Genomic DNA, 26943 nt, shown 5'->3' with positions numbered 1-26943 from the left:
ACTTAACAGATGGAGGGCATATCAGTGGATCAGATTATTGTACGAGGCGGCCAGAAATTACAAGGGAAAGTTAGAGTAGAAGGGGCTAAGAATGCGGTGTTGCCAGTTCTTGCCGGATCACTTCTTGCTTCAAACGGGAAAAGCATTATTAAAGAGGTACCTAACTTGGCGGATGTGTATACGATTCAAGAAGTACTGAAAAGTTTAAATGCTACGGTTGAATACTTTCCGGAGAAAAATGAAATGGTGATTGATTCATCACAGACATTATCAAGTGAAGCGCAATTTGAATACGTCAGAAAGATGCGCGCATCAATCTTGGTAATGGGGCCGTTGCTTGCACGTAATGGATTCGCTCGTGTTGCTTTGCCGGGAGGCTGTGCAATTGGATCACGTCCAATTGAACTGCATTTAAAAGGATTCGAGGCAATGGGTGCACAAATTACTTTCGGGAACGGTTTTGTAGACGCGGAAGTTAATGGCCGTTTGCGCGGTGCAAAAATCTATTTGGATTTCCCAAGTGTCGGAGCTACTGAAAACATTATGACAGCAGCCGCTTTAGCTGACGGAGTAACTGTTATCGAAAACGCTGCGAAAGAACCTGAAATTGTTGATTTGGCAAATTACATCAATGAAATGGGCGGGCGGGTAATCGGTGCCGGAACAGATACTTTGCGCATTGAAGGCGTTAAAGAATTGCATGGCGCTGAGCATTACATCATTCCTGACCGTGTAGAAGCTGGCACATTCATGGTGGCAGCAGCTATTACCCAAGGCGATGTCATTATTGAAAATGCAGTACCTGAACATATGCGCGCATTAATCTCTAAAATGGGTGAAATGGGTGTAGACATCGAGGAGACGGAAGAAGGGCTTCGTGTGCGCTCAAATCATCCGCTGCGTTCGATCGATATCAAAACAATGCCGCATCCAGGATTCCCGACAGACATGCAATCTCAAATGATGTCGTTGATGCTGACGGCCACCGGAAACGGGATCTTAACTGAAACTGTTTTTGAAAACCGGTTTATGCACGTTGAAGAGTTCCGCCGCATGAATGCCTCTGTTAAAATCGAGGGGCGCTCAGTGATCATGGAAGGCCCTTCTAAGCTGCAAGGAGCTGAAGTGTCAGCAACGGACCTAAGAGCAGCGGCAGCGCTGATTTTAGCCGGTCTGGCGGCTGAGGGGATTACGCGGGTCAATGAACTGTATCATCTGGACCGCGGCTATGTAGATTTCCACTTGAAACTGGCTTCATTGGGTGCAGACATCGAACGTGTCACCACTGCAGAAGCAGAAGTAAAAGAAGAACAAATGGCCTAATACATTATATTCTAAGCCTGCCGCTTTTGTTGGCAGGCTTTTTGTTATTTGATGGGGAAGAAGAGTTGCCTGAACCATGTCTGATTCAAACAACCGAGCTGTTAGCAGCGCCATTGGCGAGAATGGAACGTCTGGTAATATTCTTTGAAAATTACAAAACTGGCCTTACTTCCTAGATGATTCTTTTTCTTTTCTGGTGGGACTATGCTAAAATGTTCACTTAAGAGAGTCTTTTTTGGCTCGTATATTTCGTGCGTTATTGGTGGGAGGGGAAACGGATAAATGTTCTCAAAAGATATCGGAATTGATCTCGGTACAGCCAATGTCCTGATTCACGTCAAAGGAAAAGGAATTGTCTTGAATGAGCCGTCAGTAGTGGCAATAGATCGAAAGACAAACCAGGTTTTAGCAGTTGGAGAAGAAGCAAAGAAAATGATTGGCCGTACGCCTGATAATATAATTGTTATCCGTCCACTCAAAGATGGAGTGATAGCTGATTTTGATGTAACAGAAACTATGCTTAAATACTTTTTAGATGTTTTAAAAGTAAAAGGCTTTATGACCAAACCCCGCATCTTGATTTGCTGCCCGACCAATATCACAAGCGTTGAACAAAAAGCGATCCGTGAAGCTGCAGAAAAATCCGGCGGTAAAAAAGTGTTTTTGGAAGAAGAGCCAAAAGTGGCCGCAATTGGAGCAGGCATGGATATTTATCAGCCCAGCGGCAATATGGTCATTGATATGGGCGGTGGAACTACGGACGTTGCTGTCTTATCCATGGGGGATATCGTCGCAAGCGAATCCATCAAAGTTGCGGGAGATGTCTTTGACAACGATATTCTTCAATACATCAAACGCCATTATAGATTAATTATCGGCGAACGAACTGCTGAGGACATCAAAATAAAAATCGGATCGGTTTTCTCAAACGGCAGGAAAGAGGAAATGGAAGTGCGCGGACGTGATATGGCCACTGGGTTCCCGCGTGTCATAACCGTTCATTCTGCAGAAATTGAGCAAGCATTAAAAGAATCCGTTAACCTGGTTATTGCTGCTGCTAGAAAAGTATTGGAAAAAACACCACCGGAACTTTCTGCGGACATTATTGATCGCGGAGTGGTTTTGACGGGTGGAGGAGCAATGCTTCATGGCATCGACCACCTTCTTGCAGAGCATTTGAAAGTGCCTGTCATGGTGGCAGAACAGCCTATGAACAGCGTCGCACTCGGCACAGGAATCATATTGGATAACATGGATAAATTCTCTTTGCGCAAGCAAGGCTTGTTCAAAAATTTCCAAATGCGGTCCAGCGAAGAGAAAAAAGCCACCACCGATTGATCTTGATTTAGTACGTGACGAATGTCAGATGGCATTGATAAAATTATTTAGTATAATGACAACTAATGCAGATGCAAGTTCAATTCAGCACCAATAGTTGAGTTCTGGGCATTAAAGAGAAACTTCAACCGATGGGAGCTTGATCTCCTATTGATTGTTGGTTGATCCAGTCGGGCTTTTGCTGCCAGTGATCTCCCCAATGGCGAAGAGGGAGTTTATTGACCGTTAAAGCGGGATAAAACCTTGGTTCAATAAGCGGCATGCATCAATGGAAAGGTTGACTGAGTGAATGGTTGATTCGAAAAAGAAGGTAAGCCTTCGGCAAAAGGAACAAAAAGAAACAACTGAAAAAGCGGATCCAAAGCAGCGCAAGTGGGTACAGATTCGCCTGTTTCCTATTTGGCTTAGGATTGTAATTGTCATAGCTTTGATAGCTTTAGCAATGGTTCTTGGCGTTATGGTCGGATATGGCGTTATTGGAGACGGCAATCCGCAGGACGCGTTGAAATGGGAAACGTGGCAGCATATCATTGATATCATGAGCGGAAAGAAATAACTTCCGCTCCTGTTTTATTTCATTTATTAAGGAGCTGGAACAATGTTAACAGTTGAACAAATTCAGGCAATCTTGCCGCACCGATATCCGTTCTTAATGGTAGACCGGATTTTAGAAATTGAAGAAGGAAAAAAAGCGGTCGGATTAAAAAACGTAACGGCTAATGAAGAATTCTTCAACGGCCATTTTCCAGGCTACCCGGTTATGCCAGGGGTGCTGATTGTTGAAGCGCTTGCGCAAGTAGGAGCTACAGCAGTTCTGCAAATGGAAGCAAACAAAGGTCGTTTGGCATTTTTCACGGGAATCGACAATTGCCGGTTCAAACGCCAAGTGGTTCCTGGTGATCAGTTAAGACTGGAAGTTGAATTGACTAAAGTCCGCGGTTCAATGGGCAAAGGGCATGCAATTGCTTCTGTAGACGGAGAATTGGTATGCGAATGCGATATCCTTTTTGCTTTAGGGCCGGTAGTAGGCGAAAAGCAGTAAACCAGAAAAAAGGCTGGCAGGAGTGTTTCACTCCTGCCAGCCTTTTTTTCTATTCACGTTTTTGCTCCGTCTTTCCGCAGCCCTGGGCGTGTCCGCATGTCGTGTTCAAAGCGTTCCAGCAATTCCGTACCTTCAAGGCCGTCTTCAAGAAGCTCAGACAGCAAGGACTCTGCATATTTGCGGCGTACCCGTTTCAAGGTGCCTTTCATCAGCACAGAAATCTGATCACCCATCACTTTGACGCCGTATATCGCTACTTGGAATGTAGCGGGCTCGTTGTCAGGGTAGGAGATGACGACTTTTACATCATATATGTCACCGGAGTTCATCATCTTTTGGAAAGTTTCCTGATACTCAAGGTCCATGAGCATTTCGAGCACCCATGAACGATGGCTATTTTCCTGGTTAATGATGATGCCGTCCTGCAGCGGATAGTTGATTACTTCCTCGTCGTTTACCACGCCCAAAGACAGCATTTTAAATGTCTTCACGGAAATCCCTCCAAACATCACTTTTTTACAGTATATCACAGCCATAATTTCTCAGGCTATCAGCGTAAAATATTCTGGAAATATGCTAAATATTATTTTTTGAAATGTAGAGAAACCTTGCCAACTGGGCATTTCATGCTCTTGCATAGTTAAAAAATCTTTTTCTGCTACATTCAAAAATAAAATATTGCAGGCATAAATGCGGCAAAAATAATTTTTGGTATTTTGCACAATATTCACTTTACTTAGTATGCTTTCTGTAATCCAAAGGAGGTGAGTAAATGAACCAAGTCGGAATTGTAGGGCGATTAACGAAAGATCCGGTAAGCCGTGTCATGAGTGAAGGCCGCATACATACTTCTTTCATTGTAGCGGTGTCCCGGAATTATAAAAACCAGAAAGGGGAAATAGAAACCGATTTTGTCCTTTGTTCGTCATGGGGCCGTCCAGCCCAAAACCTTTCGAAATACTGTGTGAAGGGATCGCTTATTGCTGTCACGGGCCGGCTGCAGTCCCGGCATTATGACAAAGAAGACGGAACGCGTGTGTACGTCACTGAAGTGTTGGGCGATCAAATCCGCTTTTTGGATAAAAGGAAAGAAAAAGAAGAATCCGCCCAAAGACAGCCGGAGCCCGAGTCTGAAGCAGACTTTGACTTCCAGCCGCCTGGGACGGATGGAGTAAACGTTTAACGCTAAACAAAGGAGGCACTTAGGAATGCCAAAAGACGCGCAGTTGCAATTGGAAGTGCATATGGAGCAATTGATTAAAATGACGGCTCAGCTTCATCGGCGATTGGCAGAGGCGGAGCGGGAACTAAGTGAATTAAAAGCAATTTTCCGTTCCGTCCAAAAGGGTGATGGTCTTTCCGTCTAAAATGGGAATTCGGTCAGGTGGGGGCCTGACCGAATTATTTATAAATTATAAGAGAACAATTCTTTTAGTTCGTGATCTGACAGTTCCGTCATCCACTGGCTGGATTGGATAAACTGCTCGGACATCGATTGCTTCTGCGTCAGCAGTGAGTCAATTTTCTCTTCTATCGTCCCGATGGTCACAAATTTATGGACATGGACAAATTGCGTTTGGCCAATGCGGTAAGCACGGTCAGTCGCCTGGTTTTCAACAGCAGGGTTCCACCATCTGTCTGCATGCAGGACATGAGTAGCAGCAGTCAAGTTCAGGCCGGTGCCGCCTGCTTTCAGAGATAGGATAAAGATCGGGAATTCACCTGCTTGGAAAGAAGCGACCAGCGAATCCCGCTGATTTTTTGGCATGCTTCCTGTCAAGAACGGAACTTCATGGCCATATAATTCATTGATGGCTTGCTGCAGCAAATGGCCCATGCCGATGTATTGCGTAAAAATCAAACATTGTTCCCCGCGTTCTGCAATTTCCCCGGCGAGAGTCACAATACGCTCCAGCTTCTGAGATCTCGGCAGTATTTCTTCAGCAGAACTGTAAGGTTCTTTCAAATACAGTGCTGGATGATTACATAGCTGCTTTAATTTGCTTAACATTTTCAGCACAAGCCCTTTTTTCTCGAAGCCTGTGAGCGTCTCCATTTTCTGCACCGTATCCTGGACCAATCCTTCGTATAAAGCGGCTTGTTCCGGAGTAAGCGGACAGTATTCCAGCTGCTCCAGCTTTTCCGGCAAGTTTAACTGCAAGTCGGGATCTTTTTTGGTCCGGCGCAATAAGAAAGGCTGAATGCGTTTGCGCAGTTTTTCCTTATGCTCTTCTGAATCATCGCGTTCAATCGGAATCATGAAGTTTTCCTGGAATTGTTTGATGCGATACAAATAGCCTTTATTGATAAAGTCGAAAATCGACCATAATTCCGAAAGCCGGTTTTCAATCGGGGTGCCAGTCAACGCAATATGGTGGTCCCCTTTAAATTTACGGATGGTCCGCGACTGTTTCGTATACATGTTTTTGATGTTTTGAGCTTCATCGAGAGTGATGCTGGTCCAATGGATTGCTTGGATTTCTGCCGCATCTGAAGAAGCGATTCCATAAGTCGACAACACGACATCCGGTTTTTCATCATTCAGGAAGTGTAAAAACTCTCCTTCTTTCGGGCGTGTGCTGCCGTAATGGGTAACGACTTTCAAATCAGGAGCAAAGCGCTCCAGTTCTTTTTGCCAGTTGCCGAGTACGGAAGTCGGGCAAACGATCAGTGACGGCTGTTCCGGATTTTTTCCGTGCACATGCAATAGATAGGCAATCAGCTGCACCGTTTTCCCAAGCCCCATATCGTCAGCCAGGCACAGGCCAAACCCTTCTTGTCGCATAAAGACCAAATAATCGAATCCGGTTTTTTGATACGGCCGGAGCTCAGTCAGCAGATTTGGAGGGATTGGCGTTTCCGGCAAATCGCGTTTATCGAGCAGCTTATCAAGCAGCAAACGAAGCGATTTGTTCAGATGAAATTCGACCAATGGGTCGTCTTCTTCTTCGGTTTCTTCATTGATCATGATTTCCGGCACATTTTGGAACAGCATGTCTTTGATCGTCCATTCCGCATCATCGGCTTCTTCAATCATTTTCCGCAATTGCATCAGCAGATTTGAATCGACGCGGACCCATTCATTGCCGATGCGGATAAATTCCTTGTTTTCAGCAACGAGCTGCTGGAAGTCTTGCATGCTGAGTTCATGGCCGTTCAATGAAAACTGCCAGTCAAAACGGACAATCTGATCCAGACCCACTACCGATGCTTTTTTGACAGGGGAGTGGATATTCGCCCGTACCCGGACTTTCGACTCCTGGACTGCTTTCAGCCAAGACGGAATGGAGACTTCGATGCCGAATGCCTGCAGGATTTCTGCATCATTTCGCAAAAACTCAAGCACTTGGGCATCTGTCCATTCGGCATGGAAAAGGCGGCTTTCATCATAATTCTCCACCGACGGACACAGGCTCAGCAGCAGCCTCTGCTGCTGTCTGATTTCCTGGGAATGGGCTTTCCATTTCTCAGGAAGGACCTTTTCAATTGGCTGATCAGCGCGGCGTTTGGACGGAGACCAGTAGACCGTACCGCGTTTTGGACGCAGCACTACTTTAAAAGACCAAAAAGCATCCGTATCCGGTTCGCTCAATTGTGCAGCTATAACGTAATCTTCAGCTGCCGGTAAGCCTTGCCAACCTGCGTGCTGAACAAAATGCTGGATAAATGGCAATTGTGCGGGAGTCAATCCTTTTTGCCGTAATTGGTGTTGAATGGTATCAATAAGGAAGGCCTGGATTTCCGGATCGCCATAAGCCGAGTCGAAGAGGATATCTTCAGCGTCCACTGATATATGGTTCCATAAATCTGGGTCGTTCAGTGAATCGGCCACTTTCGCGGCCAGTTTCAGCCAGGTGTCGTCTTCGGCGCGCTGCCCGAGGAATGAAACATAATGATGGGGGGCCTGCTGAAACAATCGGACAAATTCAGCCGGCGTCAAAAGCAGGTCTAATCCATCGATTCGTGCGGTTAATCCATAAAAGCTTTCTTTATCAAGAAAATACAAATACGGTTTCCAAATTTCCGGAGGTATACGGTTTCCCAATTCATTTGTTGCCTGGATGCGAAAATCTTCCGTGCGATTGATTTTCAAATAATAAGTGCGGCTTCCTTCTATTTGGAACTGATTCATACAAGATGTCCTTTCTCGATCTCTTCCTGGAGTGCCCGCAGACGTTTGTTTTGTGTACGGATTTCAGTCATATAGGCTTTCCAAAACTCCATTTGACCGCTTTTTTTACAGGCGGCTTTCATTCGCTTCCAAATCCGGACCGCCTGTTTATAGCTCGGCCGGGTGCGTTCTTCCAAGTAATCCATTGCATACCGGTGGAAAAGCGGCAATACGTAGTCTGGAGCGGCTTCCTGAACTTCTTTCAAGCCGCATTCTTCGGCAAAATAAAGCGGTGAATTATGAAGATGGTGCAATTCCGCCCATTGTTTATAAAGTTGTTTTTCAATCAGGTAAGTTGAGTAAGCCGGCAGCCCGTAATGGCCAAATTGTTTGAACAAGTCTTCCCAATCCGTTTCGCTTAAATGGATTTGTGAAAACAGGCGGCTCAAAACACGGACATACTGATGGCGGTATTGTGTATATAAACCATCGAACAGGAATGTTTTTACGTTCGGTTTAACGGCCATTAAAATAGTCGCCAATGCCTGTTCATGCTGTTCTTCTTCTGCCAGGATGGCAAGCTGCACCCAATCGGGCGTCTCTTCCGGCGAAATTTTCTTCACTGAAACATCGTCCTGCAGCAAAATTGCGAAAAACGCCTCGATCCGGTTTTCAGGCCGGTCAAAAGCAGATATCTCTTCCATCCGCAATTTATTCGTTGTAAAAAGAGTGGTCCAAAACAAACGGTAAACCGTAAAGCGCTGTGAAAACGAACCGCCTTTCACTTGAACAAAAGAACGGACCAGCTGCCGTAAATGCTTTAAGAAATCATCTGCTTCAAATGTGCGGTGCTGGACACGCAATTGCTCAAGCAAATCGCGGATGGCGTGGAGTTCATCTTCAAACCAAGTCTTAAAGAAAGAATGATGCACTTCAGTCGTTCCGGCGATATACGTGTTCCAGACTTCCATAAGTGAAATCAGATGGGCGTAGGTGCGGTAAAACACTTTCCATTCCCGTTCAAGAGGCACAAAGGAAAGCGCATTTTTCAAACGCCCTTCATACATTTGTTCAAAATAAAAATAATTGCGTGTTGTGTAATCCGGAACCGGATCGCGCCAGGCATTGCGGATAAGCTGTGTCCATTGATCAGGTGACCGTTTGCCGGTAAGGAGACTAAGGGGATCAGACGGGCGGGATCGCCAGTCGGCTACCCATTCTGATAGAGAGCCGATTTTCTGGTAAAGCGCAAAAATCACTGCCAATTTGTGGCGGCACATCTCTTCCTGCGGGCAAGCGCAAGCGGCGTTCAATTTATCGAAATTTAATAGTACTTTAACTGTATGGGCATCTTTGACGATTGCTTCAAGCAATAGCCGCTCTTCATTGAACGACAAAATCTGCACTCCGTCATGGCGCACTAAAAAGACTGCTTTTCGAACCATTTCCTCATCCTGCTCACGCGATGGATTGAGTGATTTGTCGATAGCAGCCATATAATTGTGTATCGTGTCATCGAACCGTTTTGCTAGGGATTGAACCGTAGCCATATGCATCGCTCCAAATAAAAACTTTCCTTCTATTATACGGCTTTCAGAGAGCTCCGTAAACGATGAAGAAAATTTATCGCTTATCTTTTGATGGATATGTGGGTTTTCACTGACGGATTTCTGCTGCCGGCGGCGTGAATTTGGGTCTGTATTATATCAATTGAACTGAAAAATGATTTTAAAAAATCCCGCTTCGGCCGCTATGGTAAGGCAAAGATTGGTGCTCCTGCGCAAGCTCGTCGCAAATAAGGCGCCCAAATGCTTTGGTCACCTCATTGACTTCCGCGATAAGCCGAGAAGGACACTCGTCTCATCGCTCCGCCTTGCCCGTGGACGCGCCTCGCTGGATAAGCTTTCTGGAAGAGAGAAGTGATTATTAATATAATATTTGATGTTTGATCACTTAAATCCGGAAAAAAACAGCAGAGACACCCATGGCAAGCGGAGCTGTTTTATAAAATATCTGCTGCTGTAAATAACTTGTCCAATCCGTATAAACCTAAAAATTAATAGCGAAAGGAGAATGGACTTGATGGATTCCTATGTTTTAGCAATTCCGGATTTAAGGTATGTGATAACTCCAGAAGCAATCAGCCGGTGGGAGCTTTTCTGGCGGCATGCAGACAGCAGCTTCCCGAAAGTGGAATGGCAGGCGGCTGCGTCGCATGATAGTTTCGTATTTACCAACAATGAGCTATTTCCGGATAGCCCTTTAAAAGAAGTACGCATCGATTTTCATGCCAATTGCATTATCTTCAAAAAAATGGGAACGGAAGAACAGGAATTCGAAATATTTCTCCGCTCTTTAATGGATTCTTTATTTATCCAAATCCCCTCAAATGAAATGCATTTTATTGTGTCTCCAAAGGAGCAGCGCCGTCACAATTTGGCATAATGGATTGATCAGCCCTGTGCTTTTTTGTATCGGAAATGAGAGATATATGATATTATAAATGTAGTAAGAATATTCAAATTCTTTTTTGAAAAGGGGGGGAGTGTCATGCTGCATGTTAAATTGATGAAACCTTTTTATACAAAGAAAGAAGATCATCTCGTAAGGTTCGTATTTGCCTATCAATACTTCTCGATTCTTAAAGACGATGAACTGTTTCATTTTATTCCAGTAGAAGGCAAAGAGATAGTCGTCAATTTAAATACATTTCAAGTAGAGAATCTATCTGAAGTGTTTGTGTTCCAAAAAGGCAATAGATTTATCCGATTGCCGTTGTATCAGTTGCTGCTAGTGTCTGATATCCACATGCATCTGCAAGCCATATTGCAGGAAGAGCGAGAAGGGCTGCTGGAAGTGAACGACCAAGCAAAACAGGAAGCGGAAGAAGCTATTCATTTTCTTGAACAGGAAAACTTTAACCGTATGATTGATTACGCTTTGGCCGCACACGATGAAGCGATGTTCAATGACTTGATTAAACAACAACAGGAAAATGGAGGTTTGTAAAGTGAATTTAGCCTATGGATAAAACGCCTGCCCGGATTAATTGAGAGCAGGCGTTTTTGTATACATAAAAAAACGCATAAAAGCCCTTTTTCCAGATTTCCGGAAAAGGGCTTTTAATATACTCCGATATGCATAAGTCACCTCTTACATTAATGTGAAGAAATTTAGAAACAGCATTAAGGCAGTTGAACCGGCTAATCCAATTGCAAGATCTTCCCACTCTAGTTCAAGCACTTTATCAAAATTCATACATATCCACTCCCTGTGTTGGTTTTATAAAAGAAGATCTTACCTGTAAGTTATAAGGTTTTGGCAAGCCGTTTTATAACTTGTTTTTAATCATATAGCAATATCAAATTCTTACCATGGACCAAAATAACTAAAAATTCTAAATTATCGTTGTCTTTAATTAATATTTTCCAGTTTTTATTAAATTATAAATATGCATTTCGCTGGAGTTTTACTTTCTGCAGCAAAGCGGTATGCTTGAATACATGAATACTAGTTAAAATAGGAGTGGATGCTTGTGCGAATCAAACCAAGGCGTTTGAAAAAAGGGGATACGGTGGGAGTGATTTCACCGTCAAGCCCGCCAAATTTAGAGAATTTGAAGAAGGCCTTGCCGTTTTTGGAACAATTGGGGCTGAAAGTGAAAATGGGAAAATCAGTGGAAGCGAAGAACGGCCATTTGGCTGGAACGGATGACGAGCGGCTTGCGGATTTGCATGCCATGTTCGAAGACCCGGAAATTTCAGGCATCATCTGTGCAGGTGGCGGATATGGATCAGCGCGTTTGGCGGAAAGCATCGATTTCCAGATGATCAAAGAAAATCCGAAAATATTCTGGGGCTATTCAGATATTACGTTTTTACATTCGGCAATCGGCCAATACTCGGAGTTGGTGACATTTCATGGGCCAATGCTGGCGTCGGATGTGGGCAAAGAGGAATTTCATGAACGCAGCGCCCGGATGTTCGGCCAGCTGTTCGGGCCTTTCGAATTGCATTATTCCGAAGAAATTTCTCCGCTTACAGCGCTCAGCGTGGGAATGGCACAAGGTGAACTGGTCGGCGGGAATCTATCGCTGCTGCGAAGCGCCATCGGCACCAAGTTCGAGCTGGACGTGAAAGGCAAAATCTTGTTGATAGAAGACATTGACGAAGAGCCTTATCAAGTGGACGAATTGCTGAACCATTTGCGGATGGCCCGGAAATTTGATGAAGTGGCCGGAATTGTCATCGGAGACTTTAAAAATTCGGAACCGAAGAAAAAAGAAAGATCGTTGACGCTGGATCAAGTGTTTGATGATTACTTCAGTGAGTTGAAAGTGCCGGTCGTCAAAGGCTTTAAAATCGGACATTGTGAACCGCATTTTTCTGTCCCGCTTGGAGTGGAAGCACGGTTGGATGCTGACGCTAAAACTTTGACCATTTTGCCGGGAGTCGAGTGAAAAACAATTGAAAAAGCCTGGCGGCGTACAAGATGCAGGAGTGTGCAGGTACATCCGATTGCGGAGGGGCAGCCTGGAACTGCCGGTTAAAATCCATACAGCTTAAGAGGTGAAATTCTGTCTTTTTTATGATATAATAAATAGATATTGTTTCTACTAAAGAGAGGCGAGGATAACGATGGCATTTCAACCACATGAAAAAGAGGTATCGGAATTTGTAGCAGCCCGCAGAATTGGTGAATGGATTTCCTTCACTCGCAACGGAGTGGAAGTTAACGGAACGATCTTTAAAATTATGGACAACTCGGTGATTGTCGAGATTTCACATGAAGATGCAAAGGAAATTGGTGCAGCATCCAACATGACCGTAATTTCACATAAGAAATACAAAATTGTATAAGATTTTTGAAACTCCTGCAGTTTGCAGGAGTTTTTTCATATTCAAGAAGAGCAAATCGGAACGATTCCGGCAGCTTTCTTAAATGAGCTTCTTTTTTAATGCTTAACAAACGGCGCCGGGATGCTGGTGATATTCGATGCGCTTTTAGCTTAAAGACTGAAATATTGAAAAATGTGACAGCTTTATCGTTTCAAAGCGGTGTTTTTTTTGGTAGAGTTAAAAGGAGCAGAACCATCATTTGCGCTGAAAGGAATCCCATACATGATATTTGATTTTAAATTCTGGCATTATTTTACCCGACAGGGAGAGTTAATACATAATTTGCAAGAAAACGAAATGCGGAAATTCAACCAGCGGCTTGCCTGGATTTTTGCTTTAGGGGTGCTTCTCTTTGCGCTGCGTGAAATCTGGGGGATGAATACCACATCCTTGACTCCTTATTTAACGGAGGCGTCTTGGGATGCCTACACGCTTGCCCGCTGGACTTCGTTAGCCGGCACATTGATTTGGGCCGGGCTTTATTTGGCATTCCATTCCTATGGTGTGGCTTTTCTCTTCAGCAAGCTGACGAAAATGACTTTTCGGGCAGCAATTGTCATGCAGGCATACGTAGTGGCTTTACTGGTTATTGAAAAAGCCTTGACGTTTTTCCTGTTTGCAGTAACGGGCTTTACGATGCCGGTATCGCTATTTTCGTTTGGACCTTTAGCGGTTACGTTTTTGGACAATACATTGATGAACCATTCTTTCCTGATTTTTTTCTTTAATCAATTGACTATTTTCACATCGCTGATCATTGCAGTCCAATACCGTTATGTCCGCAGCTTTACGGCGTTTTCACCCAAGCTGATTTTATTGCTGCTGATTTTGATTCATATTGTGGCGGCGCTGGCCATTGCGGCATTTAGTGCCTATGTGCCGATTGGTGAGATGCTGAGCGATTTTACGAGAGGGGGAGCTTCTATTGAATAGGTTCTTTTTCATCGGGCTCTCCGTTGCGGTGACTGCTTTTATCGCCGCCAATGCCTTATTGCTGTTTGGAGAGAAAAGCATCATCTCGAAAAATGTCTATGTCAGTGAATATGAACGGGCATACTCCAATACATATACAGAAAAACTGTCGAAAGAATCGATTGTGGCGCCGCGTGCCAGCACCCAGATTTATGTGCAGGAAAGGGAAGCGATCGATCAATGGACGGTCAATGAAGGCGACGCTGTCCAAGCGGGCTCAGAAATCGCTTTGCTGAACGAAGCGGAATCGGAAGGGCAGCGGGCGCTTTGGGAATCTGAAAAAAGCGCATTGGAATCTGAAAAAAGCGAAGTGCAAAGCTCGTTGAGTGCACTCGAGTCTGCCCGTTCCAGCCAAAGCGGCAAAGAATCTGAAAATACTTCGGACCAATCGACCGAAACCAACGAAGACGGCGATATCATTGAATACAATTTCGATTTTTCTGTTGGCGTCGAAGTGCCTCAAGACGGCTCGTTCGCAGCGGGAATTGCCCAAGCGGAACAGCGCCTGGCAGCTATCGAATCGCAATTGGCTGTCATCAACGCCCAGTTGAGCCAAAGTTTGGCGAGCCCGGCTTTGGTCAGCCCGGTGGAAGGCATTATAGCCAAAGTCAACCGGGATTCTTCACCGCTGAGTGTGGAAATTTATTCGGAGGAAAAGACATTTGTCACGTATGTATTGGAAGATGAATGGAAAGACGTTGCCGCACAGGACCGTGTAATGGTTCAAGCGGAAGGGTTGGAGCAAGCCATTCCAGGGACAGTCATGAGTGTTTCCCAGATTCCGGCGGGAGACTCCAGGTGGCTCGAGGCTTACCGGGCGCTTGATCCGAAAGAGCAGGCCAATCCGATCGCTTTTTACGAAGTTCAAATCATGGCAGATGAGCCGGTCAACGGCGAACTGCCGTTTGGCAGTTCAGCAAATGCTGAAGTGATTATCAACGAAGCGGCCGATGCGGTGGCAATGCCGCAGCCTTGGATTTTCAACCGCTACGATACAAGCGGCTCCGCCTATGTGCTAGCCGAGCAAGGCAATGCTGCTGTCGTTCCGGTTACGGTCAACTTCGAAGTGGACGGCAAAGCGGTCTTAAGCGACGGCATCGCACCAGGAACTGTGATGCTGAAAGACAGCACGTTGAGTGATTTCAAAACGCCGCCCAACGTCTTTATGCCATTCCCCAGTGAACAGCCGGATTACGAATTTGCCAAAAATACCAATTGGCGCAAGTACGTCGAATTTTTATTGGCAAGATAATTCACAAAAGCCGACCCCGGAAGCTGCTGCTTTCGGGGTTATTCTATGGACAGATAATAATCAGCTAAGCTGAAAGGCATTTACGAGGGTGACAGGCTTCAATTCAATTGATAGGATAAGAGAAACTCAATCAGTGGGGCTTTATTCCACTGATTGCTAGTTGATCCAATCGGGCTTTTATGGCCAGTGGATTCCGCTCGGCGAAGCGGAATAAAGGAAATAAACCGGCAGACATGGACGAAAGGAGTGGAAACGGATGAAAGAAACCGACTGGCGTTTTAAAATTGCCAACCGGGAAGCGATAATCGGGCTCGGGCTGGCACTTTTCAATTTTGTCTGGTGGTTTGGCTTTGCCTACGGAATGGGTTCCCGTCCCGTAGAGGAATATACATATATTTGGGGCTTGCCGGATTGGTTTTTTTACAGTTGTGTAATGGGCTTTCTGGTGACAGTGGTGCTAGTCATCGTCATCGTGAAGTTTTTCTTTGTAGAAGTGCCGTTTGAAGAGGAGGAAGACGAGCGATGAATGTGGCTGTAATTATTCCGATGGTCGCCTTTTTGCTGATCATTTTCGCAATCGGTTATTGGTCCAGCACCAAACTGGCCGCCAGTTCAAATTTTATCAATGATTATTTCCTGGGCAGCCGGGAACTCGGCGGTTTCGTACTGGCTATGACGATGGTCGCTACATACGGCAGCGCCTCCAGTTTTCTTGGGGGACCCGGAACCGCCTATACATTAGGATTCGGTTGGGTATTGTTGGCCATGACACAGGTGGTAACTGGTTATTTTGTGTTGATGATTTTAGGAAAGAAATTCGCCATTATGGCGCGCCGTTATGAGGCCATAACGATGATCGACTTTTTAAAAGCGCGTTATAACAGCACATGGGTCGTAATCTTATCGGCACTCAGCATCATCATTTTCTTGTTTTCCGCGATGGCGGCCCAGTGGATCGGCGGCGCGCGGCTGGTAGAATCACTGACAGGCTTGCCTTACAATACGGCATTGTTTATCTTTGCGGTCAGCGTCCTCGTTTATGTAACAATCGGCGGGTTTCGGGCAGTTGCTGTGACAGATGCTGTACAAGGCGCCGTCATGTTTATCGGGACATTGATCTTATTGATTGCGGTCATTATCGCCGGCGGCGGAATTCCAAATATCATGGCCGATTTGATCAATGAAAACCCGAGATTGGTAACGCCTTTTGGAGCAGATGGCAGCTTGAGCGCCGCTTATATATCCTCTTTCTGGATTTTGGTAGGCATCGGCGTGGTTGGCTTGCCGCAGATTGCGGTGCGGGCGATGTCGTATAAAAATTCCCGTTCGATGCACCGGGCGCTGATTATCGGAACAGTCGTGACAGGGTTTATTATGCTGAATATGCATTTAATCGGCATTTTCGCACGCCCCATTTTACCGGGCATCGACATCGGAGACAAAGTCATTCCAATGATTGCATTGGAGACTTTGCCGCCATGGGCCGCTGGGATTGTTCTGGCTGCCCCGATGGCTGCTATCATGTCAACGGTGGATTCCTTGTTGATCCTTGTGTCATCGACGATTGTAAAAGACGTTTACTTGAATTACATAAAACCCGATGCTGATTTAAAAACCATCAAACGGATTTCTTTTGGCATCACTGGTGCGCTTGGAGCCATTGTATTCCTGCTGGCGCTTGACCCGCCGGAATTGCTGATTTTCCTGAATCTCTTCGCTTTTGGCGGTTTGGAAGCGGCCTTTATCTGGCCAGTAGTGCTCGGCCTTTACTGGAAATGGGGCAATAAATACGGTGCCATCGCTTCCATGGTTGTGGGCATCAGCAGCTACGTCGGGCTGCATTTTTACAACAAGGCAAATGGCGAGCTGTTCGGTGTTCATACCGTCACGTTTCCGGTGATTTTTTCCTTACTGGCGTTTATCGTATTCAGCTTATTGATCGGCCGGAAAGCCTATGATTATGAAGTCAAGGCAGCTAAGTAACCACAGCGGCGTTTACTTTTCCGTAGAACCGGCGTAAAATGAATGGATAATTCGGAACTCGAAAGAAGGCTTGACTTGATTGAATCAATGGAAAATTTATGCCATCTTAACATTTGTTATGCTCGTCTGGGGCTTTAATTTGCCTTCAGTGAAATACTTGGTGGAATTTGTCGATCCGGTAACTTTAACCGCATTCCGCATACTGACAGCCGGCATCACCGTTTTTATCATCCTGGCTTTCATGAAAATGCTTCGCTTGCCGCGGAAAAACGAATGGACGTTTATTGTGCTCGGCGCGCTTCTCAATGTGGTGGGACATCATTATTTCCTGTCCAGCGGACTGGCAATTACATCTGGTACGAACGCAGGGCTGATTTTAGGGACAGGGCCGATGCTGACAGCCGTGCTTGTTTCTTTGATCCTTCGAAGCTATCCTTCGAAACTGCAATGGGTGGGTGTGGTTATTGGGCTTGCCGGTGTGTCAGCCACCGTGATGGTAGGAAGCGGGGCGGCGGCCGGCATGAATATCGGCGACGTTTTCGTCTTTCTGTCTATACTTACCCAAGTGCTCAGCTTTCTCGTCATTTCAAAATCGGCGAGTTCCATGGATCCCCGCCTGCTGACGGCGTATATGTTCATTGTCGGAGCCATCATCTTATTCATCATTTCGCTGATTCAAGAGCCAGGGGAAATTCGGGCTTTTGCAGAAGTGACACCGATTTTCTGGCTAACATTTTTCTTTTCAGCAGTGCTCGGGACAGCGGTCACCCATATGCTTTACAATTATTCCATCGGCCAGGCGGGACCGACAAAAGCAGCTATTTTCATGAATTTGAATACTTTTTTCTCGCTGGTCGGCTCCGCGGTCATTCTTGGTGAAATCATCACATCCCGCCATATTTTCGGACTTGTGCTGATTGTTATCGGAGTGCTGTTCGGATCCGGTGCTGCGGAAGATTTATTGAAAAAACGGAAAAAGCGGCTTAACGTGTGAGCCGCTTTTTTGTCTATGCCGATTGTCTCAGTTTATTTTCAAGTGATTTGCAATATAATAGAAACAAGTCGAAATACGAAACGGAGTTTTAGTCTATGTCATTAACATTGAATCCACGTGCAGAAGCGCTTAAAATCTCAGGAATCCGCCAGTTTTTCAATCAGCTGCCCAATTATCCGGATGCGATTAACTTAACAATCGGACAGCCTGACTTTCCGACGCCGGAAAAGGTTAAGGAAGCCGGAAAAGCGGCGATTACCGCTAATCTGACCGGTTATTCCCATAATGCGGGGCTCGTTGAACTGCGCCAGGAAATTTCTGCGTTCTTCCAAGATACATATAACCTGGTCTATAATCCGCTAACTGAAATTATAGCCACAAACGGGGCAAGCGAAGCGCTTGATGCTGTTTTTCGCACCATTTTGCAAGAAGGCGATGAAGTGATCCTTCCGGCCCCTTGTTTTGCAGGATACGAACCAATTATTGAACTTAATGGCGGGAAACCTGTCCTGCTTGATACATCCGATACCGGCCTGGTGCCGACAGCAGAAGCGATTAAAGCGCTGATTACCAATAAAACAAAAGCGATTTTATTTAATTTCCCTTCCAACCCGACAGGTGTTACATTGACGAAGGCCCAAATGGAGCCACTGGTGGAAGAGCTCAGCAAACATGAAATTTTTGTCGTGACAGATGAGATCTACAGTGAAAATACATTTGAAGGCAGCCATACTTCGTTTGCCTGTTTTGATGCCATTAAAGACCGCACATTCCTTGTGCACGGTTTGTCCAAATCCCATTCAATGACCGGATGGCGCATGGGCTTTTTGCTGGGGCCGGAACAATATGTCACGCAAGTGCTGAAAGTGCATATGTACAATACCGTCTGCGCATCCGTGCCGAGCCAGTATGCCGCAATCGAAGCGTTGAAAAATAACCGCGACGCGCCGGAAATGATGAACCGGGCATACCGGGAGCGCTGTGATTTTGTCTATGGAAAACTGACCGAGATGGGGCTTGATGTCGTGAAACCGGCAGGCGCATTTTATATTTTCCCTTCCATCACAAAATACGGCATGACGTCATTCGAGTTCGCGAGCGCTTTATTGAAAGAAGGAGGCGTGGCAGCCGTACCCGGTTCAGCGTTTACGAAAGCCGGAGAAGGCTTTCTCCGAATCTCATACGCCTATTCCATGCCGACACTAGAACGGGCAATGGAACGCATGGCAGCATGGGTGAAAACGCTGGAGCAGAAATGAGGAATATCATTTTGCGGGGATACAACCCCCGCTAAGTGTTAGTTGATCCAAGAGGAGGACATAGAGATGGCTACATTATGGGGGACTCCCGAAAAGCTGCAGGAATTGTTATGCGAGTTGGTTGGCTGGAAAAGCATGACGTTAACAGAAGGCGAAGTTCAATTCGCCTATAAATTGAAAGAAAAATTGGAAATGATTCCGTATTTCCAGGAGCATCCTGAAAACTTGGCGTTTAGCCAAGTGAATTGGGAGCGCGAGAACGTCACTGCGCTGTATAAACATCCTGAAGCCAAAGAAACGATTGTGCTCATCAGCCATTACGATACCGTCCATACATCGGAATATGGCGATCTGGAGCCGATTGCCTGCAGCCCACTGGAATTGGCGGAAGCGTTCAAGAAAGTGCGTGATGAATTGGATCCAGATGCAAGAGCGGACCTTGAGTCTGGTGAATACTTATTCGGACGCGGCACCATGGACATGAAAGCAGGGCTGGCGCTTCACATGGCACTGATTGAGAAAGCGGCTGCCGAGGAATGGCCGATCAATTTGCTGCTGATGACCGTGGCCGACGAAGAAGTGAATTCCGCCGGCATGCGCTACGGAGTTTCGAAACTGCTGGACCTGGAGCGGGAGCACGGTTTGGAATACATCTTATTCCTGAATGGTGAACCGGTGTTTGCCCATCATCCGGGAGACATGAACCATTACGTCTATACCGGATCGATCGGCAAGATAATGCCATCCGCTTTATTCTACGGCAAAGAAACGCATGTCGGCGAACCGTTGTCCGGCATTACATCGAGTTATATCTCGACATACCTGACGCACCGGATGGAATGGAATACAAGTTTTACTGAAACCGTTTATGGTGAAAAAACGCCTGTTCCGGTAACTTTGATGCAGCGGGACATGAAACAAGAGTACTCGGCACAGACACCGTACCGGACCAGCGCGATGTACAACGTCTTTTTGATGGAAAAAACGGCGGAAGAAGTATTCGACCAATTCGAGAAAGTGGCCATCGAAGCGATGGAACATTGCACACGCGACTACCGCGCGATGTGCGAACGCGAAAACATCGAACCGGTCGGAGACATCCGGGTGCTTCGCTTTGAAGAACTGATGAAATATGCGATCACTAAATTCGGCATCGATTACGTCAATGAAGCCTTGTATGACACCATGATGCATCCGGAATGGGACGTGCGGGAAAAGTCGATGCACATCGTCGACATCCTGCTGATCAATTGCCAGGAGCTTACACCGGCGACTGTGCTGCTGTATGCGCCGCCTTATTACCCGCCAGTAAACTCATCGGAAAACGAACTCGTCAAGCGCTGCGTTGAACAAGTGACAACCAATGCCATGAATAAATTCGGATTGAAAATGAAACAAATCCATTACTTTAACGGCATATCGGATTTAAGTTATGTCAATTACACCGACCAGAATGGCGGATGGATCACCTATGAAAAAAATACACCGGTGTATGGTGACTTGTACAACATCCCTTTCCAGGCGATGAAGCAATTGCAGGCGCCTGTCTTGAATGTCGGTCCTTTTGGCAAAGATGCCCATAAACGCACAGAACGCCTTCATATCAAAAATACATTTGAAGAAATGCCGATTTTGCTGGAAGAATTGATTCTGTCGATTTTCGTTAAAAGTCCTCATTACTAAGGGTGTTGAATTAAGAGACCTTCGCTTTCAGCGAAGGTCTTTTCCATTTGAAGCCCTTGGTCTGGCGCCACTGGTGAAGCTTGTTCTGAAGAACACCGATAGAAACCTTAGAAACGCCGATAGAAAGCGTCAAAACGCCGATAGAAACTGGAGAAACATCGATTGAAAAGCTGGAAACACCGATAGAACCCTCTTCGACTGTCGATAGAAATTCATTCTATCGCATTTCGCCAAAGCGAAATGTATGTTTTGACAGTGAAGGAGTCCTTCGTTTTGACGAAGGGCTCTTCCATCTAAGCCCTTGAGCTTGTAACAGAGAGCGGAGCTTGTTTTGAAGAACACCGATAAAAACCCTTCAAATCTCATTTTTCCATCGAAATAGCTGTTCAAATCTTCGGTTTGGATATATATGGAATTAATTCGAGAAGCTTGATACAATCAAGCAGGAGGGATGTCAATGATCATTAAATACCGGGAGAGAACAGCGAAAATCACTGGCTACGAAGCGCTATTGAAAAGGCTGCCAGTCAATCATGAGAAAAGCAGGAAAATCCAAGAGCTGCTGAATTACGAGAAAGCGGGAGCGGGCGGCGAAGAACGAGTGGATGAACTTCTGTCTTATTTTGAGCCGAACTATCCGTTTATCGTCATCCAAGACTTATCACTGCCAGACCGCAGTCAAATCGATACCGTTTTTATTACACAAGACCGGCTATTGATATTGGAAATCAAGAATATGGGTGGGGAACTGAGGCTCAGGTCGAACCCCAGTGTGTTGGATCAAACTTTGCCGAACGGAAAACGCCGATACTTCAAAAGCCCCGTGGTCCAAGCGGAGACAGCAAAAATCAAAATGGAAAAAGTGCTGAAGCAATTCGGCTGCACTCTACCTGTAGAAACAGCAGTAGTAATGGCATATCCTTCGCAAGTAATTGAGAATGTACCGCTCGGTGCCACAGTATGGATTGCAGACGAATTATTTTTCCAGTTGCATCGGTTAAAAATTGAAGACAAACTTCTTACAGTGGATCAGATGAATTCACTCGGCCAAAATCTGCTGGCTGTTGACCAAAAATACCAGCCCTTTCCCTTAGCCCCCAACTTGAGAATCAATCTCCAGGACATCCAAAATGGCGTTTACTGTCCGCGCTGCCGTTTTAGAAAAATGAACCGGGTCGTGCGCAAATGGGAATGCCCTCCATGCAATTTAACAGACTTGAATGCGCACCTTGATGCCATTGATGATTGGTTTATGCTCTGCAAACCAACTATTACTGCAAATGAATGCAAAATCTTCCTTGGAATGCCGACACAAGAAGCAGCAAAACGGGCATTAAAAAGAAAAAAATTAGAAGAAGTCGGAGGAAAAAGACATCGTTTTTATCGGGAAAAAGAACAATACCGATAGAAAAGAGAGAAACACTGATAAAAACGTTCAAAACACCGATAGAAACATGTGAAATGTCGATAGAAATCAAAAATACACCGATAGAAACTGCTCAAAACATCAATAGAAATTACTTCGCAGTTTGCCAACAGCGAAATGCGCTCTTAAGCTTTAAAAGAGACCTTCGCGCACTGCAAAGGTCTTTTCCATCCCGAGCATGTGAACTCCGGTCTTGGAAACTACCCTAACGAACATCACCGAACCAAAATATCCCCTCCTATCCTACAACAAACGGCCCCAATCATGTACAATTTACTTATACATAATAAGGGGGAACAGAGATGAAGATCATCAAAGCACAGATCTATGCAGTGGAATTTCCGTTGAAAGAACCGTTTATCATTTCGTATGCGACCTATCCGAATATGCCGGCGGTCATTGTCAAGCTGGAGACGGATGCGGGAATCATCGGCTACGGCGAAGCGGTGCCGGATGAGCATGTCACGGGTGAGCAAGTCACCGGTACATATGAAATTTTGAAAAATGTACTCGTTCCGCAAATCATCAATCAAAACCCGTTCGACATCGAACACATCCACTATCTCATGGATGCGGCGATTGCCAGAAACCCCGCGGCAAAAGCAGCGATTGATATTGCGTGCTACGACTTGATGGGGAAAGCGGCAAATCAGCCGGTCTATAACTTGATTGGCGGACGTGCACATGACAATCTGCAATATCCGAAAGTGCTCAGCATTGAAGCGCCGGAAATCATGGCGGAAAAAGCGAAGAAAGCGATGGACCAAGGATTCAGCAGCTTGAAACTGAAAGTGGGCGGCACGGATTCTGCTACTGACATTGCGCGCATTTACGCAGTGCGGGAAGCGGTGGGACCCGAAATGCCAATCCGCATCGATGTCAATCAAGGATGGAAAACGGTCGGGCATGCGGTTCAGACCATCAACCAGTTGGCGGAGGCACAGCTCACTTGGATTGAACAGCCGATCCGCATGGGCGATATCCGCGGGCTTGCAGATATCCGCCAAAAAACCACCACGCCAATTATGGCAGATGAAAGTGTGCAGACGATGGAAGACGTGCTTGAAATCATCCGTCTTGAAGCGGCCGATTACATCAACATCAAATTGATGAAATCCGGCGGTATTTTCCCGGCGATCCAAATGGCGAAAGCGGCAGAAGCAGCAGGCATCATTGCCCAGATCGGGTCGATGGTGGAGTCTTCAGTCGGTTCTGCGGCAGGCTATCATGCGGTGATGTCGCGGCGCAATATCCAGTCAGCTGAATTGACCGGACCTCTTTTATTCGCAGAAGAGATCGGGAACCTGGAGTACCAGCTGCCTTATGTCAATTTGTCGGACCAGCCTGGCCTTGGCGTCGAAGTGGATGAAAAGCAGCTGCAGAAACTGTCCACGGCCACTTGCATAGTGGAAGGGAATGAACGGACAAATGGATAATGAAACAAAAATACTGGAGTACTTTGACCATTTCCATGTCCATCCCGAAGTGAGCTGGAAAGAAGTCCAAACGACGAAAAAACTGACTGACATTATGGAAGAGCTGCAAATCAGGCATCATACCTTCAATGACGTAACGGGATTGATCGCTGAAATTGGCGAAGGAAATCAAGTAGTGGCGGTACGCGCCGACATCGATGCCCTGTGGCAGGAAGTGCAGGGAAAAGTGCAAGCCAATCATTCTTGCGGCCATGATGCCAATATGGCGATGGTGCTGGGGGCGCTTCTTTATTTGAAAGACGAAACTCTGACGAAGCGTATTCGGTTTATTTTTCAGCCGGCAGAGGAAAAAGGCAATGGATCGCTTGCGATGATTGAACGTGGAGCGCTGGAAGACGTGGCGCATTTATACGGTGTGCATCTGCGTCCGATTGAGGAAATGCCTTTTGGCCAAGTAGCGCCTGCCATTTATCACGGTTCCGGGATTTTCCTGAAAGGTAAAATTACCGGAGTGGATGCCCACGGTGCTCGGCCGCATCAAGGGAAAAATGCCATTGATGTGATTGCCGCCATCCATCAATTTGTGAAATCGATTTATTTCTCGCCGTTTGAGTCGTATTCGGTGAAGCTGACGAACATCCAGGCGGGAGGCGAGTCGTTGAACATCATTCCGGGCAGCGCTGCGTTTGCACTGGATGTCCGCTCACAGTCGAACAGCCTGATGGCGGAATTGAGAAAACGCATCGATGCGGGAATCGAATCCATCGCAGCAATGCACGGCGTCGAAATAAATTGGGAATGGGATGATTACACGCCGGCGGCGGAAGTATCGGAAGAAGCGATGCAGATTGCGGACACTGCCATCCGGTCCGTCGTAGGCGATGAAAATACGTCTGCGCCTATTGAAACAACCGGTGCGGATGATTTCCATTTTTACACGATAAAGAAGCCAGAACTGAAAGCGGCGATGCTTGGAGTGGGAGCAGATCTTACGCCGGGGCTCCATCACCCGGATATGGCGTTTAACCGGAAAGCGCTTGATATCGGAGCGCGTGTACTGGCAGAAACGCTGAGAAGAACGTGAGCAGGTTTCTGCTGTAAAGAATTGGGGTAAAGTAAACAAGTTTAACAACATCTAAGAAAATACAACTAAGAAAACTGTAGATATAAAGCTACAGGTTAGAGGAGAAACTTTATGGATACTATTTTGGACGGATTAACATGGATCATCAATGAAGGCAATGACTTATTATGGACGTATATCTTAATTGCCCTGCTTTTGGGACTCGGCTTATATTTTACGATTCGCACAAAATTTGTGCAGGTGCGCCTGTTTGGCGAGATGTTTCGTGTAATCACCGAGAAAAAAGATGGAAAAGATGGTGTTTCGGCATTCCAGGCCTTTACAATTTCTACTGCATCACGGGTCGGCACAGGAAACATTACCGGTGTAGCCATTGCTATTGCAATTGGAGGGCCAGGTGCGGTTTTCTGGATGTGGGTCGTGGCTTTGATCGGGATGTCAACGGCTTTTATTGAAAGTACGCTGGCACAGGTTTATAAAGTGAAAGACGGTGAGCAATTTCGCGGAGGGCCGGCTTATTACATGGAAAAAGCACTCGGCAACCGGAAGCTTGGCATCGTCTTTGCAATCTTATTGACATTGGCATTTGGCTTTATCTTCAACTCGGTGCAATCAAACACGATTGCGCAATCATTCGAAGATGTCTTCCGCATCCCGGAATGGGGGATCGGTTTGGGATTGGTCATCTTGACGGCGCTAGTCATTTTCGGAGGGGTTCAGCGGATTGCCCATGTAACTCAGGTGCTGGTTCCTGTTATGGCGGTGCTGTACATTTTGGTGGCGCTTTATGTAGTAATCATGAATATCAGTGAAATTCCTGCTATCTTCGCATTGATCGTGAAAAGTGCTTTCGGATTAGAAGAAGCGGCAGGCGGGGCAATTGGAGCGGCCATTATGCAAGGCGTGCGCCGCGGCTTGTTCTCGAACGAAGCCGGGATGGGATCTGTGCCGAACGCTGCAGCAGCGGCGAACGTGTCGCATCCGGCGAAGCAAGGCCTTGTCCAAAGTTTGGGGGTATTCTTTGATACCATCATCATTTGTTCCGCTACCGCTTTTATCATCATTCTGGCGGGCGTCTACAAAACAGGCGAACAGGAAGGGATTTCGCTGACACAAGCTTCCCTGAATGTCCACGTCGGCGACTGGGCACCGTATTTCCTGGCCATTGCCATCATGTTTTTCGCCTTCAGCTCGATTATCGGGAATTATTATTACGGTGAAACGAATATTGAATTTATCAATGCGCATAGCGCTTGGCTGACGGCTTACCGCTTCGGCGTGCTGGGGATGGTAATGTTCGGTGCACTCGCAAAAGTGCAGCTCGTCTGGAATATGGCCGATTTGTTCATGGGTCTCATGGCGGTACTCAACCTGACCGTTATTGCGATACTTGGGAAAACGGCATTCAAAGTGCTGAACGATTACACCACCCAGCGGAAAGCCGGGAAAAATCCGGAATTCTTTGCGAAAAACATTCCAGGTTTGAAGAATACGGAATGCTGGGGCGAACATAGCAGAGACTAATTGATTTAAACACATTTGCTTACGAGGCAAATGTGTTTTTTTCTGCTCTCTGGCAGCAACTCGGAAATAAATTCATGATACAATTCAACTATGAAAAAAATACTCATCTTGCTTACTTTATTTATCGTGTTATTTGTATCTTCCGGCCAAACTTATGAAGAACAATCCTTGATTCCGGCATTGGAAAAGTACCTGCCGTCCGAGCCGTTCAAAGGCGTATTGAGCCATTTGGAAATTCCGTATTGGGGCACTCACGTATCGATTGAAGAAAGAGGCTATCATAAATTCATCGAATTTTTGCTTCGCAAAGGCGCCCATGTCCTGATGTTCGGCTTGATCGCCTTGGCCGTGCTGAATCTTTTGCCTAAGCCAAAAGTGTGGCTCGCTTTGGCCATTACTGCAGCCATTGCTTTAGCGGATGAATTCCACCAATCGCTGACCGGGGGACGGACGCCCGCATGGCAAGACGTTCTTTTGGATTTGTTCGGCGCAGTGTTGTTTTTGAGTGTGGCAAAACTCTTCCAAAAGAATAAAAACAGAAAAAAGACTATAAAAACAAAAGAATAATCCAGCGAATTTTTAAAAAAGATGTAAATTGTATAGAAATTTTAGTGAAAA

At 46.0% G+C, this 26943-nt stretch carries 25 protein-coding genes; 22 read left to right on the top strand and 3 right to left on the bottom strand.

Translation table 11 applies throughout. The annotated features are described in order from the left end of the window. The first annotated feature begins 24 nt into the window (after positions 1-24). The 4 genes from murA to fabZ all read left to right on the top strand — a co-directional run bounded on the left by murA (position 25) and on the right by fabZ (position 3703). The gene (murA, locus tag ACSFXN_RS01440) at positions 25-1323 is read left to right on the top strand and encodes a UDP-N-acetylglucosamine 1-carboxyvinyltransferase (protein ID WP_437148427.1); all 1299 of its coding nucleotides are present in this window, start codon (positions 25-27) and stop codon (positions 1321-1323) included. A gap of 282 nt (positions 1324-1605) precedes the next feature. Then, positions 1606-2661: a rod shape-determining protein gene (locus tag ACSFXN_RS01435; RefSeq protein WP_437148426.1), complete on the top strand. Its 1056-nt coding sequence runs from the start codon at positions 1606-1608 to the stop codon at positions 2659-2661. 289 nt (positions 2662-2950) lie between these two features. Continuing rightward, positions 2951-3217, top strand: a complete 267-nt coding sequence (locus ACSFXN_RS01430; protein ID WP_437148425.1) for a DNA-directed RNA polymerase subunit beta — start codon at positions 2951-2953, stop codon at positions 3215-3217. Positions 3218-3259: 42 nt separating this feature from the next. Then, positions 3260-3703 carry a 3-hydroxyacyl-ACP dehydratase FabZ gene (fabZ, locus tag ACSFXN_RS01425; RefSeq protein WP_300990103.1) on the top strand — a complete coding sequence of 148 codons (444 nt, stop codon included), beginning with the start codon at positions 3260-3262 and terminating at the stop codon, positions 3701-3703. A gap of 53 nt (positions 3704-3756) precedes the next feature. Here fabZ and ACSFXN_RS01420 read toward each other — a convergent pair whose 3' ends face one another. Continuing rightward, the gene (locus ACSFXN_RS01420) at positions 3757-4194 is read right to left on the bottom strand and encodes a YwpF family protein (RefSeq protein ID WP_300990102.1); all 438 of its coding nucleotides are present in this window, start codon (positions 4192-4194) and stop codon (positions 3757-3759) included. A gap of 281 nt (positions 4195-4475) precedes the next feature. On the opposite strand from ACSFXN_RS01420, the gene ACSFXN_RS01415 reads away from it, so the two are divergent. Together ACSFXN_RS01415 and ACSFXN_RS01410 are read left to right on the top strand one after the other, a co-directional pair. Next, entirely contained in the window at positions 4476-4886 is a 411-nt protein-coding gene (locus ACSFXN_RS01415) for a single-stranded DNA-binding protein (protein ID WP_437148424.1), read from the top strand. A 25-nt stretch (positions 4887-4911) separates the two neighbouring features. Next, positions 4912-5070 (top strand): hypothetical protein, encoded by a 159-nt coding sequence (locus ACSFXN_RS01410; protein ID WP_300990100.1) that lies wholly within the window; start codon positions 4912-4914, stop codon positions 5068-5070. 38 nt (positions 5071-5108) lie between these two features. Here ACSFXN_RS01410 and ACSFXN_RS01405 read toward each other — a convergent pair whose 3' ends face one another. Further along, a complete protein-coding gene (locus ACSFXN_RS01405; RefSeq protein ID WP_437148423.1) occupies positions 5109-7835 on the bottom strand; it encodes a DEAD/DEAH box helicase in 2727 nt (908 codons plus the stop codon). Beyond that, positions 7832-9364 carry a hypothetical protein gene (locus ACSFXN_RS01400; RefSeq protein ID WP_437148422.1) on the bottom strand — a complete coding sequence of 511 codons (1533 nt, stop codon included), beginning with the start codon at positions 9362-9364 and terminating at the stop codon, positions 7832-7834. Before ACSFXN_RS01400 ends, ACSFXN_RS01405 begins: the two co-directional genes overlap by 4 nt. A gap of 532 nt (positions 9365-9896) precedes the next feature. On the opposite strand from ACSFXN_RS01400, the gene ACSFXN_RS01395 reads away from it, so the two are divergent. The 16 genes from ACSFXN_RS01395 (at position 9897) to ACSFXN_RS01320 (ending at position 26892) form a co-directional block, all read left to right on the top strand. Further along, the gene (locus ACSFXN_RS01395; RefSeq protein WP_437148421.1) at positions 9897-10259 is read left to right on the top strand and encodes a hypothetical protein; all 363 of its coding nucleotides are present in this window, start codon (positions 9897-9899) and stop codon (positions 10257-10259) included. A gap of 105 nt (positions 10260-10364) precedes the next feature. Continuing rightward, positions 10365-10823 carry a transcriptional regulator gene (locus ACSFXN_RS01390; RefSeq protein ID WP_300990096.1) on the top strand — a complete coding sequence of 153 codons (459 nt, stop codon included), beginning with the start codon at positions 10365-10367 and terminating at the stop codon, positions 10821-10823. 526 nt (positions 10824-11349) lie between these two features. Next, entirely contained in the window at positions 11350-12273 is a 924-nt protein-coding gene (locus ACSFXN_RS01385) for a S66 peptidase family protein (RefSeq protein WP_437148420.1), read from the top strand. A gap of 178 nt (positions 12274-12451) precedes the next feature. Beyond that, a complete protein-coding gene (locus ACSFXN_RS01380; RefSeq protein WP_300990094.1) occupies positions 12452-12673 on the top strand; it encodes a DUF2187 family protein in 222 nt (73 codons plus the stop codon). Positions 12674-12934: 261 nt separating this feature from the next. After that, positions 12935-13645, top strand: coding sequence for a hypothetical protein (locus ACSFXN_RS01375; protein ID WP_301855229.1), 711 nt, complete (start codon positions 12935-12937; stop codon positions 13643-13645). Next, entirely contained in the window at positions 13638-14936 is a 1299-nt protein-coding gene (locus ACSFXN_RS01370) for an efflux RND transporter periplasmic adaptor subunit (RefSeq protein ID WP_437148419.1), read from the top strand. The genes ACSFXN_RS01375 and ACSFXN_RS01370 overlap by 8 nt, the downstream gene beginning before the upstream one ends. A gap of 256 nt (positions 14937-15192) precedes the next feature. Continuing rightward, positions 15193-15462 carry a YhdT family protein gene (locus ACSFXN_RS01365; RefSeq protein WP_437148418.1) on the top strand — a complete coding sequence of 90 codons (270 nt, stop codon included), beginning with the start codon at positions 15193-15195 and terminating at the stop codon, positions 15460-15462. After that, positions 15459-16919: a sodium/pantothenate symporter gene (gene panF / locus ACSFXN_RS01360; RefSeq protein WP_437148417.1), complete on the top strand. Its 1461-nt coding sequence runs from the start codon at positions 15459-15461 to the stop codon at positions 16917-16919. Before ACSFXN_RS01365 ends, panF begins: the two co-directional genes overlap by 4 nt. A gap of 79 nt (positions 16920-16998) precedes the next feature. Next, on the top strand, positions 16999-17913 hold the full coding sequence (locus tag ACSFXN_RS01355) for a DMT family transporter (protein WP_437148415.1): 915 nt from the start codon (positions 16999-17001) through the stop codon (positions 17911-17913). 95 nt (positions 17914-18008) lie between these two features. Continuing rightward, a complete protein-coding gene (locus tag ACSFXN_RS01350) occupies positions 18009-19172 on the top strand; it encodes an aminotransferase class I/II-fold pyridoxal phosphate-dependent enzyme (protein WP_437148414.1) in 1164 nt (387 codons plus the stop codon). Positions 19173-19238: 66 nt separating this feature from the next. After that, a complete protein-coding gene (locus ACSFXN_RS01345) occupies positions 19239-20855 on the top strand; it encodes a M20/M25/M40 family metallo-hydrolase (RefSeq protein WP_437148413.1) in 1617 nt (538 codons plus the stop codon). Positions 20856-21312: 457 nt separating this feature from the next. Next, entirely contained in the window at positions 21313-22263 is a 951-nt protein-coding gene (locus ACSFXN_RS01340) for a nuclease-related domain-containing protein (RefSeq protein ID WP_437148412.1), read from the top strand. Positions 22264-22583: 320 nt separating this feature from the next. Next, a complete protein-coding gene (locus ACSFXN_RS01335) occupies positions 22584-23717 on the top strand; it encodes a mandelate racemase/muconate lactonizing enzyme family protein (protein WP_437148411.1) in 1134 nt (377 codons plus the stop codon). Then, a complete protein-coding gene (locus tag ACSFXN_RS01330; protein ID WP_437149141.1) occupies positions 23710-24801 on the top strand; it encodes an amidohydrolase in 1092 nt (363 codons plus the stop codon). Before ACSFXN_RS01335 ends, ACSFXN_RS01330 begins: the two co-directional genes overlap by 8 nt. Before the next feature lie 111 nt (positions 24802-24912). Beyond that, complete coding sequence (locus ACSFXN_RS01325; protein ID WP_437148410.1) at positions 24913-26325, top strand: alanine/glycine:cation symporter family protein; 1413 nt, start codon at positions 24913-24915, stop codon at positions 26323-26325. A gap of 90 nt (positions 26326-26415) precedes the next feature. Continuing rightward, positions 26416-26892: a VanZ family protein gene (locus ACSFXN_RS01320; protein ID WP_437148409.1), complete on the top strand. Its 477-nt coding sequence runs from the start codon at positions 26416-26418 to the stop codon at positions 26890-26892. Positions 26893-26943 lie beyond the last annotated feature (51 nt).

The organism is Planococcus sp. 1R117A, from assembly GCF_051417975.1.
In the GTDB taxonomy this organism is placed as follows: Bacteria; Bacillota; Bacilli; order Bacillales_A; family Planococcaceae; genus Planococcus; species Planococcus shenhongbingii.
This window is presented reverse-complemented; position numbering and strand designations above follow the sequence as displayed.